Source organism: Chitinophaga sancti (genome assembly GCF_034424315.1).
Taxonomy (GTDB): Bacteria; Bacteroidota; Bacteroidia; order Chitinophagales; family Chitinophagaceae; genus Chitinophaga; species Chitinophaga sancti.
Window position 1 is genome coordinate 909,311 of the sequence record NZ_CP139972.1, and the last position, 21,945, is coordinate 931,255.

The following is a 21,945-nucleotide window of genomic DNA, read 5'->3' on the forward strand; positions in this document are numbered from 1 at the left end:
AAGAGTTAACAGATGCGCAGGAGTATGAAAAGGGCCAGGGGGATGTACGGAGTTTTTAGCGTACGTCAGTAAATAGTTTCGCAGCTATTTTACGGTCATGATCATAAATGTCTTCCACCACATGCAGCTGACCGTCTGTGCCTACCCAGGTAGTATAGTAGGTGATCATAACGGGTACCGGGTTCTTCACCCTGACATACTTTTCTTTTCCACTGTTCATTGCACTATCAATCTTTTCTGCTGTCCATTCCGGCTGATCATGCAGCAGGTAATTCGCCATTTTCACAGGATCAGACAACCTGATACAGCCATGGCTATACGCACGTTGATCCTTGTTGAATAATTCCTTTTGATTCGTATCGTGGAAATATATATTAAAGCTGTTGGGAAACAGGAATTTCACCCTGCCCAATGGATTTTCTTTTCCAGGTACCTGCCTGATCACCGGCACACCGTTTCTTTCGCCGGTCACTTCCATATGATGACTTGCCAGGTAGCCTTTGTTCCTGCTCATGGCTGGTAATACTTCTTCTTTGATAATACTGCGGGGCAGGTTCCAGTAAGGACTGAACACGACCTGGTTGAGATCACCGCTGAAACTGGTCGTACTTTTACCTTCCTTGCCGACTACCACTGCCATATCGAAATCTTTGTTCCTGCCATCCCATGCATGCAGCATGAACTCAGGGATGTTCACCATGATCAGCCTGCCTTGCGGCACCGGTGGTATCCAGCGCATACGTTCCATGTTGATCAGTAATTTCTCCACGATTGTAATTGCTGGTACATTCATTTCACGTACAAGGGTATCCGTGATGATGCCCCTGGGTGTATGGCCATGGCTTGCTTCGAATTTATTGACCGCGGCTTCCATTGCGTCGTCAAATACGCCGGTCGTATCCTTACCATCCAGTTCGCCCGTTGCCTGCAATCGATGTTTGATAGCGGCGATGACCGGGCTATTATCTCCTTTCTTATATTTCTTTTTCTTCTCTACAGGAATACTATCCCAGCTGCCTTTCTTTGCAATGGATGTATATTTTTCCAGTTCCTTTATGAGGTCACCGTATACGTTCTTTATTTCGGTAGAATGATAGCCTTTGCCGGAGATGACGGCATCAGCCAGTTGCAGGATCCCGTTCTTTTGCATGGGTACATAGTGCTCCATGATTTTCACGGCATCTTTATCATCTTTATGTGCATCGAGAAAATAGGTAATGAAGCGCTGTGTCAGCTGCAACTCCGTCTTTACAATACTAGCATTAGTCGCTGAGATGGCTGAATCCTGTTCATTGTTCATGAGTGCATTGAGGCGATATTCCAGGGCCTTATTGGTTTCGCTGGTATCTACACTATAATCATAGAGGCTGCGAAACCCATAAGCCTGTTCATTCAAACCAGCGGTATCGAACCATGCATATTCAAAATTGCGTGCGTTGTAAAAACTACGCAGCCTGTTCGCCAGGTTACTATCCAGTTGCTGGTTGGTAATGAATTTCTCTACATCTTTGGGTCCAAGGAAAAGAGCATTGTACGCGTTTGCCGGGCTAATATCATTATTCCTGGGGCTAACAGGTATATCATTATGCTGTGCAGCGTGATCGCCGTTTGTTTTATTGTTTGTTCCGGATTTACAGGCTGCGAACAGGCAGATCGCAAAAGCCGAAATGATCAATGCTTTCTTCATACCCGGAATAAATGCAAAACCTGTGCCTGTGTCCGGGACTGCGCTTCACAGCCCCGGAACGATTGCGGATGAAAAGAATTTTCCGCAGTTTGGGTATTAAATCCCATAAAGCAGGTCCACACTCTCTTTTGCATAACCTGCACCAGCGGTCATGCCCTTCCCTCCTATCCCTGTACGGATATGGATTTGCGGGCTTACATCCTTTTCGAATATATTATTTTCATTGTGCTGTGCGTAAAAGCCATTCCAGCAGGAGGCTATTTGCCTACTCCCGATATTGATGATATGTGAGGCTTCTTCGAGGATCAGTTCATTGATATAGTGATTGGTGTGAAACCCGAGATCGTCTGACTGATGGATAGGTGCATATTCGTGGCTGTCGCCAATGATAATGCTATTGTCTGTCGCCTGTTTGAATAAGATATGAATGCCCCATTTTTTTAGTTCTTCATAATGTTGAGGCGTTTTGATCCTGTTAAATGAAGGACAATAGGTAGCAAAACTTTCATAGCGGCGGATGGTAAGGCCGGTGAGGATGTTTCCTTTTAGTGGTAGTTCCGGCATCGGGATAGAACGGAGCATCTGTAGTTTGCTTACTACCTGTCCGCTGGCGGAAAAGATTTCGGGGAATAATAATTTCCCTTCATGGCCGCAGCAGATGATGACTTTACCAGCCTGGAAATGTCCATTGATAATTACCTGACCCTTTGCTTCTTCAATGGAAGTGACCGGGGTGTAATATTGGATCTGCAGCTTGTGTTGTTCTTTCAAGAACGCATGCAGGCGATGGATCATTTTATCCGGTTCTACACTGACTTCTTCAGGAAAGAAGAGGGCTTCTTTGGCATATGCCGGTTTGATGGCCGGGTAACGTTGTTGTACCTCCGTGGCAGAAAGTAATTGTGCCTGGTAGCCTATATGATCATAATGAGCTTTCAGCTCATGGATCAGTGCCTGTTCATCTTCATCAGAAGCGATGTAGATACTTCCGTTTTGTCTTACAGAAATATCTCCTTTCTGCTGGATAGATTTATAGAGGGCTAACCCGGTGAGGCCGTAGTCAAACCATTTATCTGCGAGGCCGGAAGGTACTACTTGTCCGAAGTTACGAACGGTAGCGCCAAGGGGGTAGCTATCCCTTTCCAGGATGAGTACTTTCAATCCTTTTTGCAGTGCATGAAAGGCATGGCTGGTACCAAGAATGCCTCCGCCGATTATTATCAGATCAAATTGTTGCATAGTCCTGAAATTTTACCAGGGCAGGGAATAAGTTTTTGTGAAACTAAAGGTTTTCATTGCTTCAGTTACACCTTCTTTAATACCCAGCCCTGAGTCTTTAATGCCTCCGAAGGGAGAATGTTCAATTCTGTAACCTGGTACTTCGTTGATATTAACGGTGCCGGCTTTGATATGTTTGATGGCATACATGGCATGCTGCAGGTTGCTGGTCACTATGCCGGAAGATAGCCCATAGGCAGTACTGTTGGCAAGGGTTACCGCATCTTCGATATCTTTTACAGCCATGACAGGTGCCAGTGGCCCGAAAGCTTCCTGTACGACCATTTCTGCATGCCGGGGTACCTGTGTGAGCACGGCTGGTTGTAACAGCGCGCCCTGGCGTGTACCACCCTGAAGGAGTTGAGCGCCCTGTGCTACCGCCTTTTCAATTAATAGCTCCAGGTGAATAGCGGCTGCTTCGTCGATGACGGTGCCTACGATCGTGTCAGGATGGGCGGGGTCTCCGCAGGTATAGGTCTTTGTTTTTTCAATAAAGTTCGTAACGAATTCATCGTGGATACTTTCCTGTACCAGGATGCGTTTAACCGCTGTGCAGCGCTGCCCGGAATTCCTGAAGGCACCTTCGGCTGCCAGGGTTACCGCCAGTTCCATGTCTGCATCTTCCAGGATGATCAAAGGATCGTTGCCACCCAGTTCCAGGATCACCTTTTTATAACCTGCGGTTTGTGCGATGCGTTTGCCCACTGCCACACTACCTGTAAATGACACAACAGACACCCGCGGATCGCTGACCAGCACTTCTGCTACTTCATTTGTAGGCCCCAGCAATACACTCAGCATATGTGGGGGCAGGCCTGCTTCGTAGAGCAATTCTACAAAGCGGATGGCGGTAAGCGGTGTTTTCTCCGAAGGTTTCAGGATCACCGGTGTACCTGCTGCCAGTGCCGGGGCCACTTTATGAGCTACCTGGTTCAGGGGATGGTTAAAGGGGGTGATGGCGACTGCCAGGGCCACAGGTTCCTGCACCGTATAGATCTTCCTGGCCCTGCCATGCGGAGAGACATCGCAGGAAAAGACCTGGCCCGGTTCCTGGAGGGCGGCAATGGCGGCAAACAGTAACACATCCATTGCCCTTCCCGTTTCGTACATTGCCTCCCTGATACAGAGACCCGATTCTGCGCTAATTAAAGCCCCAAATTCGGCTTTTCTCTCCCCAAGGAGTGTTTGGGCCTTATTCAGGACCTGGTAGCGCTCAAAATGGCTCATAAGCGGTTTTTGTACGAATGCCGCTTCGATGGTGGCCAGGGTATCTGCCCTTTTCACCGTGGAGAGGGTGCCAATTACCCGCTGATCGTAAGGACTGCGGATCGTGAGCTGATCCTGGCCCTGTATTATGTTGCCTGCTGCATAGCAATGCAGGGAGTACTTATTTACCGGTTCCATTAATCGTAAAATCAAATACATCAAAGTTGCGGGCATCACCAGCCGCTTTTCGCATATAGGTTGCATTCAGGGGATGAGAAATGAGCAGGGGCACCATTTCCTCATAACGGCCGCCATGGGAACGGAGACCGCTATCCAGTGCGGACAGGTCATGATGAGCAGGGCTACGACCCAGTACTACATTGCGGGCAGAAAGTACCACCAGGTCACCAATGCGGTCAGCCGGCTGTTCCAGTAAACGAACGGCAGTATCGCGGTCGTACACTTCTGTGATACCCGGCTGCTGTAATAACCAATTGCCTATTTCTGCTGTCCTGGCAGGATCTGCAAGATGCACGACTACATAGGAACCCAGGGCACCATGATGCTTTACATAAGGATCGGTGATGGGGCAGATCACCCGGTTACCTACGCCAAATTGCTTATCCAGCAGGGTTTCTACGTAGATTACGTTCGGACTGCCATCAGGTAATTGTTTCGCATTCATACCATGATCGGCGGTGGCACCTACAATGGCACCTGCTTCCAGTAACTGACCCAGTTCATGATCGATGGCTGCATAGAAATCCAAAGATTCAGGAGCCTCCGGTGCATAGGTATGCTGCATATAATCTGTGAGTGACAGGTACAGGAAATCCGCTCTGCCTGCGCGCAGCAGGGCATTCCCAGCCCGTAATACAAACAGGCTGGCAGCAGCACTGTAGATGGCGGGAGCAGGTTCACCTGTCAATTGTTCTGCATCATCAATGCCGTGTGTGGCAATTGTTGCAGCAGCAGCTTTCTCTGCAGAAAACGCAATCCCTTTCATATTGTGAGACAGGATGTCGCGGAGCTTTTCTTTCGCGGTGACCACGGCTACTTTCCGGCCTGCATTGGCGGCTGCGGCCAGCAGGGTTTCTGCCCGCAGATACGAGGCGGCATTCATCATCACTTCCTGGTCCAGGGCGGCATCATAGAAGTAGTTGCCACTAATGCCATGTACGGCAGGTGCCACACCGGTAACGATAGATGAATTGTTCACGTTTGTAAAAGAAGGCAGTGCACCTCTTACCATTCCTCTATATCCCTGCTTTATCATTTTCTTCAGGTGAGGCATGCGGTCAAACGCAAGGGAAATATCCAGGTATTCATCGGCAGAGCCATCCAGGCAGATCACCACGATGGGCACAGCCGCCGGCTGGTAATGAATGCCGTTCGCAGTAAAGGGTAAGGTTGATATGGACATGTGATTCATTTTATGGTTCAGTGATGGCGGTGATGATGATGTCGAGAGCCTGGTCCATTTCTTCTCTTGTCGTGATCAGTGGCGGATACAGGGATAATACCCGGCCGCTGGAAACTTTGAAACTCAAACCCTGCTCCAGGCAGCGGTACAATGCCTGCTCTGCATTGCCCGCTTCTATTGCCCAGAGCATTCCTTTGCCTCGGTGCTTAAATCTTTCCAGTCTTGTAGCGATATGCGCTTCCATTTCTTTCACATGATCCAGTATTTTATGTTCTTCCATATAGTCCAGTGCTGCGAGGGCAGCGGCTGCACCCAATGGGTTCTTTTCATGGGTATAATGTCCGAGTGAAAGATGCGCAGCCTTATTGTATTCTTCTTTACAAAGCATGGCTGCCATTGGAATTAAACCTGCACCTAAGCCTTTGCCAAGCACGAGGATGTCAGGTTCGATGCCGTATTGCTGAAAGGCGTAAAGCGTACCCGTACGCCCCATGCAAATTGGAATTTCGTCCAGGATGAGGAGTACACCATTTTTGGAACAAATCTCCCGCAGCCTTTTCCAGTATGCTTTTGAAGGGATGATCACATCAGTACTACGAATCGTTTCGGCCACCAGTGCACCGATATCTCCTTCTTTTTCGATCACATATTCAATGTAGTCTGCGTACATCATTTCATCTTTCCAGATCCCCCTGTGTATATCAGGTGGCGGTACATGAATACTACCAGTTAGCAGTGGGCCCATGTCCTGGTGAAACTGGTATTCGCCACCTACTGAAATGCTGTCCAGCGATGCGCCGTGAAAGGAGTCGTACAGGGAAATCGTCTTGTATTTCCCCGTTACCACCCGTGCCAGTTTCAGTGCCATCCCGATGGCAGATGTGCCACCCGGCGCAAATAATACCCTGCTTAAGGCTCCTGTGGTCAGTCTTTCGGCCAGTTGTATCGCTGGCACATTGGTAAACCGCCTGGGAGAAAAAGCAAGGGTATCCATCTGCGCTTTCACCCTGTCCGTGATATATTTATTCTGGTAACCGAGCTGGTGTACACTGTTACCATGAAAGTCCATGTACTTTTTTCCCTGCTGATTGATGATGTAAATACCTGCTGCGCCGGTCAGTACATCCATACAGGGAGTAGAGAGCGATTGGTGCAGAAACACCTGTGCATCTGCCTTCAATAGCTCTGTAGTGGCGGCATCAATGTGCCGGCTCATCCATTGCTGCCTATTTTCGGAAAGGTTAATATCCCCTTCTTTTGCTGAGAATTCCGCTTCCATACCAGACAAATATCTAAAAGAATTTGTTTAGTGTAGCTTAACAAATTGTTAAGTAATAGTAAAACAATGGGGAGTGCCAGGTTTTAGTAATACTAAACAATGACCCCGCCCGGTTTAGGGAAATTCTCACTGCCATATTAATTAAGACTTAATTTTTACTTAACCCTGGCTTAACATTCCCACAATATATTTACAAATATTAAACTTTCTCCCCTATGCATCGCTTACTCAAAAATGCCTCCGGCCCCTGGTTCACCATCTGGTGCCTGATCGCCTCCTTTGGCACTTATTTCTGTATGTATGCCTTTCGTAAGCCGATGTCTACAGGTCTCTATACTTCTTACACTTTATTTGGAATGGGTTATAAAGCCATCCTGATCATCTCCCAGGTACTTGGTTATATGACTTCCAAATTCATTGGCATCAAAGTCATTTCCGAACTCCGCCCCGGCAGCAGGGTTAAACTCATCATAGCCTTGGTGGCCTTTTCAGCCATCGCATTATTGTTCTTCGGCCTGGTACCTTATCCCTATAATTTTATTTTCCTGTTCTTCAACGGGCTTCCGCTAGGCATGATCTGGGGGGTGGTTTTTAGTTTTCTCGAAGGCCGTAAGTATACCGAAGTATTGTCCATCGGGCTTAGCATCAGCATCATCGCCGCCAGCGGGATCTTAAAAACATTTTACCTGGAAGTGCATAGTTACTTTCCTCATATCCCTGAATTCTGGCTACCCTTCACCATTGGTGCCATTGCCTTTCCCTTCTTCTGCTTCTTTGTCTGGATGCTTTCCGTGATCCCTGCCCCAACTGCATCAGATAAACTATTGCGTGCAGAAAGGCCGCCCATGACCCGGGCTGATAAAACGAATGTACTCCGTCAATACGGCCCCGGCATAGCAGGTATCATGATTGTTTACTGTATGCTGGCCACTATGCGCGATTTCAGGGATAACTTTTCGGTAGAGATCTGGAATGAACTCGATTCACACTGGAGTAAAGCGGTGCTTGCGCAGACAGAAGTGCTCTGCAGCATCTTTGTACTCATTGCAGTGGGCGCCCTGAGTGCCATTAAAAATAATGAGAAAGCTTTTCATGCCACCATGGGTATGATCATTGCGGGGGTGTTATTGGGCGGAATCAGCACCTTCTTATATCATATACACCTTATTTCGGGATTCAACTGGATGCTGTGGTTAGGGATGGGCTTGTTCCTTGCCTATGTGCCGGTCCAGGTTGCTCTCTTCGAAAGGATGATCGCTTTATTTAATATCCGTGCTAATGCTGGTTACTTTGTCTATCTCTGCGATGCCGTGGGCTACCTTGGCAGCGTTGGCATCCTCTTCTATAAGGAGTTCTTTGCTAAAACAGTGAAGTGGTCTGACACCATGGCCCAGTTTAGCTGTGTAATGACCATAGGTGGAGGGCTACTCCTCTTTACCTGTGTATTATTTTTTAAAAAATTACTCTTAGATAAAAAAGTAAGCTACCAGAATTAAAGCAGTGTCCTCCCCGATATTTGCAGGCCGGTGACCTTGCCTGCCATCAAAAAAGATGGAATCACCCGCGTATAATATATGCTTTTCGTTATTGATCAGGTACTCCACTGTACCCTGAATGATATATTTATATTCATAGGCCTCCGTCTTCACCATATTGCTCCTTTTTGCACCTGGCTTTAGTTCCAGCATGACTATATCCACCGGAAAATTCTTCAGGTTACGGGTCATAATGCGTTTATACCGGAATCCTTTTGTTTTCTCCTTTTCAAATTCATAGTATTCCTCACTCCGCTTCACAATTACATGTGATGCACTGGCCTGTTGTTCGATGCCCTTAAAAAATTCATTGAGGTCCAGATCCAGGGAAGTTATAATATTCATCAATACCAGCAGGGAAGGAATGGTACGATTATTTTCAATCTGTGAAATTAAACCTTTACTCACATCGGCCTTGCTGGCGAGTTCCTGTACGGTGATTCCTTTAGCTTTACGAATCTCTTTGATCTTGTTTCCGATTTGGATCAGTATATCTTCCTGCATATTATAAGATAAGGCTTCAGCATAAAGATAGAATATTTATCTTTGCACTGTCGTGGGAAAATTACGCCTATACATATTAATGGGGCTCTTTACGCTGCACACCATCTCATTCGATCAGCTCCTGAAGCTGCCGGTGCTGGTGGCGCACTACATTGAGCATCGCGCACAGGATGGAAATCTGACTGTGATGCAGTTCCTTTCTATGCACTATTTGAGTAAAGATGATAACGACAACGACCAGGATCGCGACAACCAGTTACCTTTCAAAAAGGTGAACAGTGCCACCGTTCATCAGATTTTCACACCGCTCGCCAAAATTACAAACCTCAAGGTACAGGCAGTGGTTAATGAAGATATACAATACCCCGAGCCGGATGAAGACCGACTTCCCAATCCAGCTACCAGTGATCTTTTCCGTCCTCCACGGGTATAATCATTTTGGTATTATAGTACCACCTATTTCCTGACTTAGGAAGCGGCTATTCCCCCGGGAGTGATTCATTTAAATGTTTTTTTAAATAGTCACCAGGCTCCTTCCATTTCTATCTGATCGAATCTGATTTATTATGCTAAATAAAATAATTAGCTTTTCTGTAAAGAATAAGCTGATCATTGGGCTATTTGTTATTGCCCTCGTCGGCTGGGGTACCTACGAAGTAACCCGCTTACCTATTGATGCAGTACCGGATATTACGGACAACCAGGTACAGGTGATCACCGTATCTCCTGCCCTGGGCGCACCGGATGTAGAACGCCTCATTACCTTCCCTATCGAACAGTCCTGTAGTAATATACCAGGATTGAAACAACTCCGGAGTTTTTCCCGCTTTGGTCTTTCTCTCGTTACAGTCGTGTTCAATGATGAAACAGATATTTACTGGGCACGTCAACAGATTGCAGAACGCCTGGCACAGGTGCAGGATGCGATTCCCAATGGTATAGGAAAGCCTGAAATGGCCCCTGTGACCACCGGGCTTGGCGAGATCTACCAGTACGTAGTAAGGCCTAAAAAAGGCTATGAAGGGAAATACACCGCTATGGACCTCCGTACCCTGCAGGACTGGACCGTACGCCGCCTGTTATTAGGTACCCCGGGAGTGGCGGATGTGAGCAGTTTTGGGGGGGTACTGAAGCAATATGAAATCGCTGTACGCCCCGAACAACTCAAAGCATATGGCATTACCATCGCAGAGGTTTTTGACGCACTGGAGAAAAATAACCAGAATACCGGTGGTGCCTATATTGAAAAAGGCCCTACCGTGTTGTATATCCGAAGTGAAGGGCTGACCGGCAGTCTCGCCGATATTGAAAAGATCGTGGTGAAGAACCTCAATAATGGCGTGCCCCTGCTGATCCGGGATGTGGCTGAAGTACACCTGGGTGCAGCCACCCGCTATGGTGCCATGTGTTTTAACCAGGATGGTGAAGTAGCTGGTGCCGTGGTGATGATGCTGAAGGGTGAAAACTCTTCTGCAGTAATTAAAAGAGTGAAAGCAAAAGTTGCCGAAATTCAGAAAGCATTGCCCGAAGGTGTTGTGATTGAGCCTTTCCTGGATCGTACCAAAATGGTGAACAATGCCATCCAAACGGTGGAGCAAAACTTAATGGAAGGTGCGCTGATCGTGGTTTTTGTATTGGTCTTTTTCCTCGGCAATTTCAGGGCAGGGCTCATTGTTTCTTCTGTAATTCCCCTTTCCATGCTGTTCGCTATTATCCTGATGAACAAGTTTGGCGTAGGCGGTAACCTGATGAGCCTTGGTGCGATAGATTTTGGCCTGATCGTAGATGGTACGGTGATCGTGGTAGAAGCGATCCTGCACCGGTTTTCGCATTCCAAACATTTCAGGAATACCGGTCTTATTACCCAGGAGCAGATGGATAAAGAAGTGAACACAAGCACCGGTCTGATGATCCGCTCTGCTGTATTCAGCCAGATCATTATCCTCATCGTATATTTCCCGATCCTTTCCTTACAGGGCATTGAAGGCAAGATGTTCAAGCCGATGGCCCTGACAGTTGCCTTTGCCATCTTAGGCGCATTCCTGTTGTCTATCACCTATGTGCCGATGATGAGTGCCTTGTGCCTGAATAAAAAGATCTCTCATAAACTTTCTCTGGCCGATAAGATGATGATGCGCCTGGAGCGGCTCTATCAACCGGTGCTAAGTCGTGTCATGAACTTTCCGCGTACCATTATCGCAGGTATCTGTGTATTGATGATACTGGCCGTGATCGTGCTGGGGCAGATGGGTGGTGAGTTCATTCCCCAGCTGGAAGAAGGTGACTTTGCCGTGGAAACCCGCCTGCTCACGGGGAGTAACCTGAAGACGACCATTAAGGCCACTCAACAGGCTTCCGGTATCTTACTGAAGCAATTTCCTGAAGTACAGAAAGTGGTGACCAAGATAGGTAGTGCGGAAATCCCTACAGATCCGATGCCTCTGGAGGCTGCGGACATGATGGTGATCCTGAAACCCAAAAAGGAATGGACCTCTGCAAAATCATTCCCTGAGTTATCGCAAAAGATGACCGAAGCGCTTTCGGTGGTACCGGGTATCAGCGTAGGTTTCCAGTTCCCTGTACAGATGCGTTTCAATGAGTTGATGACAGGTGCCCGACAGGATGTAGTGTGTAAGATCTTCGGGGAGGACCTGGATTCACTGGCATTTTATGCGAATAAACTGGGAGACGTGATCCGTACTGTAAAAGGTGCGGTGAACCTCTATGTAGAGAGTGTAACCGGTATGCCGCAGATCGTGATCAATTACAACCGTGATGCGATGGCCCGTTATGGATTGAATGTAAGTGATATTAACAGGGTCGTGAATACAGCCTTTGCCGGTCAGAGTGCCGGTGTTGTGTATGAAGGGGAGAAACGGTTTGATATGGTGGTAAGACTGGCTGGTGAAGCCAGGCAAAACATCTCTGACGTGGAAAACCTGTTAGTGCCCGCTGCAAATGGAATCCAGATCCCTCTCTACCAGGTAGCAGAGATCAAAGAGATCGAAGGCCCTAACCAGATCCAGCGTGAAAATACCAGGAGAAGGATCATTGTTGGTTTCAACGTGAACGGCCGTGATGTGCAGACCATCGTACAGGAACTGCAACAGAAGGTAGCTGCGCAGGTGAAACTGCCTTTGGGATATTCTATTGTATATGGCGGTGCTTTTGACAACCTTACCGGCGCTAAACAACGTTTATCTATCGTAGTACCGATCGCGTTATTACTGATCTTCCTTTTGTTGTATTTCGCATTTTCTTCTATCAAGCAGGGCCTGCTTATCTACTCGGCTATACCCTTGTCTGCTATCGGTGGCATCTTTGCCATGGGGCTGCGTGGTATGCCATTCAGTATCTCTGCAGGCGTAGGTTTTATTGCGCTCTTCGGGGTCGCTGTATTGAACGGGATCCTGCTGGTGAATGAATTTAACCGGTTGAAGAAGGACGGCTGGCATGATGTACGGCGTATTGTGATCCATGCTACCAAGTCCAAACTACGTGCGGTATTAATGACGGCACTGGTACCCTCACTGGGCTTTATTCCCATGGCCATCAGTACCGGCGCCGGTGCAGAAGTACAGAAACCACTGGCCACCGTGGTAATTGGTGGTTTGATCGTATCTACTATGTTGACACTTTTTGTATTACCCGTATTATATATCCTTTTTGAGAAAGGATTCCGCTTCTATAAGAAAGGGGCTGCGGTCGCTATTTTGTTATTACTCGGTGCTGGTTTGCATGCGCAGGACAAAATAAACCTGCAGCAATCCCTGGATATGGCGGTGAAAAATAACCTGCGTATTAAAGCTGCAAAATCAGGCGAGGACTATTATGCCATGCTGCGCAAAAGTAGTTTTAACCCTGATAAAATGCAGATCGGCGCAGAGTACGGCCATATTAATAGTAAGGCAAATGACAACAGGTTCACTATCTCCCAGGGAATTGAGTTCCCCACGGTGTATAAGCGGCAGCGTGACCTGGGAACAGCGTATTGGCAGATTAGCCAGGCCCATACCCGGAATGCGGAGAATGAACTGAAAGCAAGGGTGAAGTCTACATTCTATTTGTTGCTGGCCCTGCAGGAAAAGAAACGCCTGCTGGTAGAAGCTGATAGTATCTATGCTGCCTTTGTAACGAAAGCTACCCTTCGCCTGAAAACAGGTGATACCGATGCGCTGGAAAAAGCCACTGCCGAAAACCAGCGTTTACAGATAGCTGCACAACTGACTATGCTGAACACGGATTATGCGGCAGCGCTTCAATTATTTGGTATCTTATTGAATAGTAATACACCCCTGGCTCCCGTTGCAGACAGCCTGGTGTATCACCCGGCTACACTGCCGGAAAATTCAGGCAATGCTCCGCTCCTTCAATTACAACAGAAGCAACTGGAAGCTACCAGTGCAGCATACAAACTGGAGAAAAGCAAAATGCTGCCTTCACTGAATATCGGTTATGCAAACGGTAGCATTATCGGATACCAGAACATAGGCAGCGGGGAACAATTCTATGGAAGTGGTACCCGCTTCTCCGCAGTGAGTGCAGGTGTCGGTATTCCCCTCTTCGGTGGTGCACAGCGTGCGCGGATCAGGGCCGGTAATATCCTCATTCAGCAACAGCAGCAGGAACTGGCTGCGAGTAAACAACAACTGGATCAGGAACTGAGCAGGGCATTGAATAATTACACCCGTTACCAGGAATTGTTACAAACTTACAAGACGGTACAATTACCCAATGCCGGCATCCTCATCGAAGGAGCTAATAAACGGCTCAACAGCGGCGAAACCAGTTACCTGGAATGGACGATTCTGATCAACCAGGCGATTGAAACCCGCAGCAATTACTATAATCTTATCATAGCACTGAACGATGTTGCTTTTGACATCGAAAAAATCAGCGGAATTAACTAACTCATTTAAATACTCATCATGCGGGATATATTAAACGTTCTTGCAGGTTCACTGATCATCATGACCGGCTGTCATTCTTCAGCTGACAATAAAGAAGTCACCAAAGCACAGCCGGCAGACAGCAGCAGTAATACTGTGCAACTCAATGCCATGCAGGTGAAAAATGCAGGGGTCGAAACAGGCAAACCTGAACTGAAACAGATGCACAGCTCTCTGAAAGTAAGCGGTGTTATTGACGTACCTCCACAGAACCTCTACTCCATCAGCATCCCACTAGGCGGCTATTTAAAGCGTATGAACCTGCTGCCGGGTATGCAGGTCAGCAAAGGCCAGGTACTGGCCGTACTGGAAGACCCCCAGTATGTGCAATTGCAGGAAGACTACCTCGTAGCACAGAGCAAACTGAGCTACCTTGAGGCAGATTTTAATCGCCAGCAGGAACTGAATCAGTCCAAAGCAAACAGTGATAAAGTACTACAACAGGTAAAGAGTGATTTCGAAAGCCAGAAGGTGATCGTACGTGCACTCTCTGAAAAACTGCACCTGATCAATATTAACCCGGCCACCCTGAAGTCCGCAAACATCAGTCGCCAGGTTAGTATCCTGGCACCGATCAGCGGGTATGTGAGCAAGGTGAATGTAAATACAGGCAAATACGTAGCGCCTACAGATGTGTTGTTCGAACTGCTGGATCCGGCAGACCTGCACCTCAGCCTGACAGTATTTGAAAAAGACCTGTCGCAGATCAGCCCTGGTCAGACTGTGATTGCCTGGACAAATAACAGCAGCGAAAAATACCAGGCAGAGGTACATTTCATCACACAGGGTGTAGATGAATCCCATGCAGCTGAAGTACACTGTCATCTGAAAAAGTACGATAAGCGACTGGTGCCGGGAATGTTTATGAATGCTGAAATTGCGTTGAACAATGCAATGGTAAAAGCCTTACCGGATAATGCAATAGTGAAGTGGCAGGGAAAGAACTATGTGTTTAAAGTGGATAGAGGGAATACCTTTGCCATGTTGCCTGTTGAAACTGGCGCGCATACAGATGGTTTTACGGAGATCAGGACCAATTTGCCTGAAGGGGAATATGTGATCAATAATGCGTATCCGGTGTTGATGAAGATGAAGAATAGTGGGGATGAAGAATAGTTCTCTTGATGAAGATGAAGAATAGCGGGAACGAAGACTAATTCTTAAAGAGGCTGTATCACAAGTCCGATACAGCCTCTTTTTTCTGAAAAAGGTTTTCATTACCGTTGGTGAATTCCCTCTTTCATGATTGTTTTTATTCTTATCCCTGATGGAGTCGAATACCTGTTTAAGCAATTCTCAACCGTTATTTATGAGCCAACCTCATTAAAATCAAATTTTGTTATGCGCTATTATTGTATTGATGGTCGCAACAGTTACTGCAGACCGTAATCCATCTTCCGGCGTATTCACCACATAATCCAGTAATCTGTCAATAGTGCTCGTCGCCACATGCATCCTGGTATCAGAGGAGCCATAATAAATAAACACCTCCCCATTCTCATCTGCAATCCATCCATTACTAAACACTACATTCGAAACATCCCCAACGCGCTCCTCTCCTTCCGGTGCCAGGAAATACCCCGCTGGTTTATGAATCACCTTTGTAAGATCCTGCAGATCCGTCATAAACAAATACAATACATATCGCAGGCCGGCCGCTGTATTTCTTACCCCATGCGCGAGATGCAGCCATCCAAGTTTCGTCTTTATGGGCGCTGGCCCCAATCCGTTCTTACTTTCAGAAATAGTGTGGTACACCCTCGGATCGATGACAAGTTCTTCTTTGATCACAGCCTGTTCCATACTAGCCGCCAATCCGAATCCAATGCCACCGCCGGAACCAGTATTGATAAACCCATCCTGGGGTCTTGTATAGAAAGCATATTGCCCGTTTACAAATTCGGGATGCAGTACTACATTGCGCTGCTGTGGGGATGGTGTAATTAAATCAGGCAGGCGCTCCCAGTTACGCAGATCTCTGGTCCGTACAATCCCGCACTGGGCCACCGCTGCTGACTGGTCGGCAGGCGGTGCTGCAGGGTCTTTCCGTTCTGTACAGAACAATCCATAGATCCAGCCATCTTCATGCTGTACCATCCTGATATCATATACATTCGTATCCGGATCTGCCGTTTCCGGCATCGTCACCGGCTCATCCCAGAAACTGAAACGATCCGTTCCGTTCGGACTTTCAGCCACTGCAAAGAACGACTTCCTGTCTACGGATTCCACCCTTGCCACCAGCAGGTATTTATCTTCAAATTTGATTGCTCCTGCATTAAACACCCCATTGATCCCATATCGTTCCATGAGATAAGGATTCGTTTCTTTCCGCAGGTCATAGCGCCAGCATATTGGCGTATGCGCTGCCGTTAGTACAGGGTGTGCATACCTGTCATACACGCCATTGCCCAGTGGTAACCGGCTGTTAGGCCGGCTAAGCAATACCTCGGATGATTGCTGCAATGCTGCCAGCCGCTGTTCAAAATTCATAGTCGTTCATTTTTATTGATTTCACGTTTAATTTTCCAGTTTGTTCCACCAGGTGCGTTTTAAAATAAATGCAATCACCACAAGGATGCATACCGTTACCAGCAGTGGCCATTGACACCAGAGCACCACGTACATCGGCAGAATGGTCAGGCAGCATTGGGCAATGATGCCCAGTACCACGTTGAACATATCCAGTCCAAAGCGGCGGTTGGCCTGGAAGCCCGGATCTTCTGCTATCACCAGTGCATGTACCGGTGCCCAAAAGCCCCATGGCTTCACCGTGCGGTAAAATGTTTTCAAGGTATCCATCGCTGTAGGTGGTGCCGCATAAGTGCCTGCCACACAGCCTACCAGCGAAATGAGAAATAATAATGGCCAGTTGTATAAGGGTAAACCCTTAAAAATGAAGGGGAAGATCAATGCCGCAGCAATACCGCAAATCATGCCCCAGAAGAAGCCGCTGGCATTGAAACGCCACCAGTACCATTTGAGCATATTAGCGGCAATATAGCCCCCGTAAAGTGCGCCTACGATCCATTGCAGGATGCTGTTCACATCCTTTGCAAAGAAGCCGAGTACAATACTGACAGCTACCGTCAATACCCCTACGGTATAGTTCATAGAAATGATCTTTTTATTCGATGCCCCCGGGTTCACATACTTCAGGTAAATGTCATTCACGATATATGCCTGTGCGGCATTCAGCGTGCCGCTAAATGTGCCCATAAACGCCCCCAGCAAGCCTGTCAGCACAATTCCCAGGATGCCCGCCGGCAGAAATGCATTGATGGCTGCCGGTAAGATCCTTTCGAAATCCGTACCCCCCGCACCTTTGACGTCCAGCTGATGGTAGTACAACAAGGCCAGCACCGTTAAACCAATGATCATGGAATACCGTACCGGCAGGAGGATCAGCGATACAAAGCCTGTCATTTTACTCGCTTCTTTCGGAGAGCGGCTGCTCAATACCTTTTGCATGTCGTAGTTGGGTGCCGGCCCGGCCAGACTGGCAAATACACCTTTGAACAGCATCATCATAAAGAACAATCCGAAAAGCCCATACCCATCATCCGCGATTTTTTTATTCGCATCAGCAATCAGCGCTGACCAGTCCAGGTCCAGTTTCCATCCAAAGAAAGGATTGGCCCAGCCGTCAGGCACCGGTAGTGACTTGCCATGCAGGTGCACCATCGCAATGCCGGCGATTGCAAAACAACCCACCGTCATAATGATGTACTTGATCATATCACTCAGTACAATGCTGTGCATGCCCCCCAGGATGGAATAGAACATAGCAAACAGGGTAAAGATGATACCATATACATGTGGTACATACGCAGGCGACACATAGAACGGGATGTAGGGCTGTACCAGGTGCCAGGGTACAAATATTTCGATGAACTTACCCAGGCCTACAAAGCCATACGCCAAAAAGCCCAGGCAACCTAATAAGGCAAAAGCCACCACTACATTGTGTGAGGACTTCACGCCCCTGCCACTCAGCCCAAAGCGGGTGGCAAGCCATTCGGCGCCGGTGTTGGCATTGGAGCGGCGCAGCCATTTGGACAGGTACATCATATTGAATACCTGGTTAAATACCGGCCATAACCAGGGGATCCAGATGCTCTTCATACCGTACACAAAACAAAGCGCTACCATCCACATGGTACCACTGATGTCGAACATATCAGAGGCATCTGAGAGGCCTAATAAATACCATGGCAGCTGCTTGCCGCCCATGAGGTAACTCTCTTTGTTCTGCCGGGCTTTCTTACGGAGGAACCAGCCAATCATTACCATACCTATGAGATATAGCACAATGATGGCGGCATCGAATAGTGTTAGTCGCATATTACTTGTATAATCCTATTGCCGCTGCATCGCGTTCAAACAGCGTTTTATCATTATTATAAAAAGTCCTGAAATCATCTGCAGATCCCTGGCCGGGATAAGGCATGTAATAATGCATCTTTTTCATTGATTCATTATACCCATGATTACGCCAGAGTAATACCCAGGCTATTTTGTGAGATCCAATAGCGTTTAGCAGGCTTTGCGTCCACCACCTGGCATCAGGTATTGCTTCATAACCTGTCTCTCCAAAAGCCGGGATCTTTCCTTTTTCTGTTGCAATACTATCCAGCAATGCCAGCTGCTGCTGTACATTTTTCACATAGCCATCATCATATTGATAACTGTCAAAACTGATTACATCCACCATATCATCGCCCGGGTATCTTTCCAGGAAAATCTCCCGCTTTGTTTCTCCTCCTGTATTGTATACATAAAGTAAATTATGCAGGTGCTTTTCCGCTTTCAGGTAGTAAACCGTAAAACGCCAGAGCGTGATAAATTCTGCGGGTGTACAGGCACTACGCCCCCACCAGAACCAGTTCCCCGTGAGCTCGTGAAAGGGTCGGAACAGTACAGGAATTCCGTCCAGTGATTGCAGAAAACCAGCTACCTTATCCAGCCAGGCTTTATACAAAGCATGATTTACACCACCAGGCAGGATACTCGTTACCGTGCCATGCGTCGTATCCCAGGCCCCCTTTTCTGCACCTAAAGGGCTGCGCGCATGCCAGCTGATCGTGATCACGCCTCCCCGCTGAAAACCTTCTTTGATATACTGCCTCATTTTCCTGAATGGAACCCCATCCAGGTTATTCGCACCACCAGACAATTCTATGCCACCAAGGTCCCAGCCATACAATCCCGGGTAATCTCCGCAAACGGCTTTTACATCACTATTCCCTTCCTTGTATTTCCAGTTCACACCATACGCCAGGTCATCCTGGTGCCCCACCAGGAAACCCTTTCCAGGTAATGCCTGCAAATTTTTGTACAGGTTCTTCGTAGCCGTATTCGCCTGTTGATCTGCCTGTGCAAATACAGGCGTACTCAGAAAAAGAAGTATTACACAATATAGTTTCATATGCTTAGAATAATCCCAGGTCATCGATATAGATCAAACTATTATTATTACTGAACTCCTGGATCACCAGTGCAGACAGGATATCCGGATTACCCAATGCGCTGAACGGTACACTGTAATCCGTCCACGCACCCTCAGTTAGGGTCAGCAATGCACTGGTACCAGCTACGCCATTGATGTACAGTTTCACCTGCATTCCTTTGGTCCCACTGCCTCCATAAATAGATAAGCGGATTCCCTGGTAGCTCTTTACATCTACCCAGGCACCACACTGAAATCCACCATAGCCACCGGTATATTGTACCTTGATGCTGCCAGTGCCCCTGTGTACCTTTTCTGTACTGCCATAGCTTGCATCCGCAGACCAGGGCCCAAACCACCAGTCAGCATTGGCGGCATCGTCATAGATGGCATAACTCATCCCGAATGGATTCGCAGATTTCGTAGTACCGCCTGTGGTAGTGGTAATATAGAAATATCCCGGTGTTGTATACGCATCCGGGATTTTGACCTGGATAGTCGTATCAGTCTTTGACAGGATGTCGGCAGTCAGCGTACCGACCTTCACCTGCTCCAGGTTTTGAAACCAGTTACCGGCGATGTTCACAACAGTACCCGCATTGCCTACCGCAGGATTAAAAGCCGTAATGACCGGTGCAGGGATTTCGACCCTGAAGGCGTAATCGGCCTGACCATATTTAGTGATGACAGTTACCTTGTTCGTAAGACTGTCAGCAATGGCCGCCGGAATCTGTACTGTCACACTGGTATCAGTGGCATACAATGCGGAAGCACTTACCTCAAGTGTATTAAAGCGCACTGTTTGCGTAGTAGCCAGGTGCATCCCTTTTATCTGCACCCATGCTGACAGTGCACCGGAACTGATGCTGGTGCTCCTGTCTGTAGTAGTTGTGACGGATGAAATAATGGGTGCTGCAGTATCTCCGGCGTCGTCCTTTTTACAACTACCAAAAAGTACAAGGGCTATAAAGAGTAGTTTTTTCATACGTGAATTTTTAAAGGTGAATCACCATCCGGGATTATTGCTTGTGATGGCTGAATTGGAACTTAACTCGCTGGTTGGGATGGGTAACAGCAGGTTTTTATTCGTCCTTACTTTAGATATATTATCCTGGCCAAGTGATATTTTATTCATCACCTGCAGGTACACGCCCCAGCGGATCAGGTCATACCTGCGAATGTTTTCCAGTGAGAATTCCCGGCCTCTTTCTTCCAGTACAAAACTGCGGAACTCTTCCTGCGTAAGCCCTGTAGGTGCCGTCGTCGCTTTTGATCTTTGTCTTACCTGGTTCAGGTATTGATAAGCACTGGCATCCGGTCCTCCATTCACTTCGTTCTCTGCTTCTGCATACATGAGCAGCACTTCTGAATAGCGCATCACCGGGAAGAAAGCATCGCTGGTAGATACGGCAGGATCTGATACATCGCTGAACTTGTTGACAAATGCCTTATTATCAGTACCGCCATTGTTGTAATAAGAATTGCCATTGGCATCTTTGCTGTATTTGGCAGACTCCCAGGATGGATAGTAATAATTTGTACCGGCTGATGTTTTCCTGTAGGCAGTATACTGGTGGGTAACGCCATCCACTACACGGGTATCCAGCCCTTCTTCATAGTTCTTATAATGGTTATTGGTCATCCAGACGGCGCCTAATCCAAAATTATAGGAACCGGCTGTAAAATAAGAATGCAGGTCATTTACAAAGGAAGAACCGGCGAGGGATTGAATCTCCCACAGGTGCTCTTTCCCATTGCGGTTAGCCTTTGTCCAGATAGCCGCCCAGTTGTCAAAGAGGGAATATTGTCCTGCCTGGATCAGCTCCAGTGCTTTATCTCTTGCCAGGGTATAACAGGCCTTACTGTTTAAACTATCATAGCCTGCTACCACGTTTTTGGTATAACTATAGTAAGCATTATCCTGCCCGCCCCGTACAGCAATATTGCCGCTCAGTGAGCCGGAACCCATGGTCAGGTATACCTTTGCCAGAAATCCCTGCGCTACGCCTTTGTTCACACGGCCGGTCTGACCGGAGCGGGAATCAGTGGCATAAAATAAACTGGCTTCTGCACGTTTCAGATCGCTCACAATGGTATCATAGACGGCTTTTACAGAAGAACGGGGAATATTCTGATTGGGATCTGCTGACAGTGAATGCATGCGCAAAGGCACACCGCCATATAACTGTACCAGCTGGAAATATGCCCATCCCCTCAGGAACCAGGCCTCGCCCATCACCCTGCTTCTCAGGTCATTGGTAATGGCTGATGAGGCGATGCCCGGTACTTTCTCCAGCACCGTATTGGCCCTTGAAATCATGAGGTACAAACCAGACCATGGACGGTCAATACCCCAGTAAGTAGAGGGGTTACCGGCACCCGCATAACCCAGGTACCAGTCGGCGCCGGATACATGGTCATCATCAAGCAGTGTCAGGTTCCAGAATGGCTGGGTATAGAGATCGTAAGTATATAGTTCGCTGTAGATACCGTTTACGGCAGTCACCGCATCGTCTCCGCTGGTATAAAAATCATCCGGTGAGATGAAGCTGTAAGACGTTTCTTCCAGCTGCTTTTTGCAGGCGCTGACGAACAGCATACCTACCGCCGCTATTATAAGAATTACTTTTTTCAT

Annotated in this window: 15 protein-coding genes; 4 read left to right on the plus strand and 11 right to left on the minus strand. The window is 47.6% G+C overall.

Going from position 1 to position 21,945, the window contains the following annotated elements:
• Nucleotides 1-55: 55 nt before the first annotated feature.
• The 5 genes from U0033_RS03320 to U0033_RS03340 all read right to left on the minus strand — a co-directional run bounded on the left by U0033_RS03320 (nucleotide 56) and on the right by U0033_RS03340 (nucleotide 6,873).
• Entirely contained in the window at nucleotides 56-1,687 is a 1,632-nt protein-coding gene (locus U0033_RS03320) for a L,D-transpeptidase family protein (protein WP_072357615.1), read from the minus strand.
• Nucleotides 1,688-1,783: 96 nt separating this feature from the next.
• Nucleotides 1,784-2,926, minus strand: a complete 1,143-nt coding sequence (locus U0033_RS03325; protein WP_072357613.1) for a TIGR03364 family FAD-dependent oxidoreductase — start codon at nucleotides 2,924-2,926, stop codon at nucleotides 1,784-1,786.
• 12 nt (nucleotides 2,927-2,938) lie between these two features.
• Nucleotides 2,939-4,369, minus strand: coding sequence for an aldehyde dehydrogenase family protein (locus U0033_RS03330; protein WP_072357612.1), 1,431 nt, complete (start codon nucleotides 4,367-4,369; stop codon nucleotides 2,939-2,941).
• Nucleotides 4,353-5,594: a phosphonoacetate hydrolase gene (phnA, locus tag U0033_RS03335; RefSeq protein WP_072358278.1), complete on the minus strand. Its 1,242-nt coding sequence runs from the start codon at nucleotides 5,592-5,594 to the stop codon at nucleotides 4,353-4,355. Before phnA ends, U0033_RS03330 begins: the two co-directional genes overlap by 17 nt.
• Nucleotides 5,595-5,604: 10 nt before the next feature.
• Nucleotides 5,605-6,873, minus strand: a complete 1,269-nt coding sequence (locus tag U0033_RS03340; protein ID WP_072357611.1) for an aspartate aminotransferase family protein — start codon at nucleotides 6,871-6,873, stop codon at nucleotides 5,605-5,607.
• A 215-nt stretch (nucleotides 6,874-7,088) separates the two neighbouring features.
• Between U0033_RS03340 and U0033_RS03345 the strand changes: the two genes are divergently transcribed.
• Entirely contained in the window at nucleotides 7,089-8,369 is a 1,281-nt protein-coding gene (locus tag U0033_RS03345; protein ID WP_072357610.1) for a DUF5690 family protein, read from the plus strand.
• Here the strand turns inward: U0033_RS03345 and U0033_RS03350 are convergent.
• Entirely contained in the window at nucleotides 8,340-8,912 is a 573-nt protein-coding gene (locus tag U0033_RS03350) for a helix-turn-helix domain-containing protein (protein WP_072357609.1), read from the minus strand. The genes U0033_RS03345 and U0033_RS03350 overlap by 30 nt on opposite strands.
• A gap of 52 nt (nucleotides 8,913-8,964) precedes the next feature.
• Here U0033_RS03350 and U0033_RS03355 point away from each other — a divergent pair, with 52 nt between their 5' ends.
• From U0033_RS03355 to U0033_RS03365, 3 genes are all read left to right on the plus strand, one after another.
• Nucleotides 8,965-9,345: a hypothetical protein gene (locus U0033_RS03355; protein ID WP_143150633.1), complete on the plus strand. Its 381-nt coding sequence runs from the start codon at nucleotides 8,965-8,967 to the stop codon at nucleotides 9,343-9,345.
• A 133-nt stretch (nucleotides 9,346-9,478) separates the two neighbouring features.
• A complete protein-coding gene (locus tag U0033_RS03360; protein ID WP_072357607.1) occupies nucleotides 9,479-13,822 on the plus strand; it encodes a CusA/CzcA family heavy metal efflux RND transporter in 4,344 nt (1,447 codons plus the stop codon).
• Nucleotides 13,823-13,840: 18 nt separating this feature from the next.
• Nucleotides 13,841-14,977 (plus strand): efflux RND transporter periplasmic adaptor subunit, encoded by a 1,137-nt coding sequence (locus U0033_RS03365; protein ID WP_072357606.1) that lies wholly within the window; start codon nucleotides 13,841-13,843, stop codon nucleotides 14,975-14,977.
• Between the two features lie 213 nt (nucleotides 14,978-15,190).
• On the opposite strand, the gene U0033_RS03370 is transcribed toward U0033_RS03365, so the two are convergent.
• The 5 genes from U0033_RS03370 to U0033_RS03390 are packed head-to-tail and all read right to left on the minus strand — an operon-like array spanning nucleotide 15,191 to nucleotide 21,945.
• Entirely contained in the window at nucleotides 15,191-16,354 is a 1,164-nt protein-coding gene (locus U0033_RS03370; RefSeq protein WP_072357605.1) for a glycoside hydrolase family 130 protein, read from the minus strand.
• A 27-nt stretch (nucleotides 16,355-16,381) separates the two neighbouring features.
• Complete coding sequence (locus U0033_RS03375; RefSeq protein WP_072357604.1) at nucleotides 16,382-18,205, minus strand: sodium:solute symporter family protein; 1,824 nt, start codon at nucleotides 18,203-18,205, stop codon at nucleotides 16,382-16,384.
• Between the two features lies 1 nt (nucleotide 18,206).
• Nucleotides 18,207-19,289 (minus strand): glycoside hydrolase family 26 protein, encoded by a 1,083-nt coding sequence (locus U0033_RS03380; RefSeq protein WP_072358276.1) that lies wholly within the window; start codon nucleotides 19,287-19,289, stop codon nucleotides 18,207-18,209.
• Nucleotides 19,290-19,293: 4 nt separating this feature from the next.
• Nucleotides 19,294-20,295, minus strand: a complete 1,002-nt coding sequence (locus tag U0033_RS03385; protein WP_072357603.1) for an IPT/TIG domain-containing protein — start codon at nucleotides 20,293-20,295, stop codon at nucleotides 19,294-19,296.
• 21 nt (nucleotides 20,296-20,316) lie between these two features.
• A complete protein-coding gene (locus U0033_RS03390) occupies nucleotides 20,317-21,945 on the minus strand; it encodes a RagB/SusD family nutrient uptake outer membrane protein (protein ID WP_072357602.1) in 1,629 nt (542 codons plus the stop codon).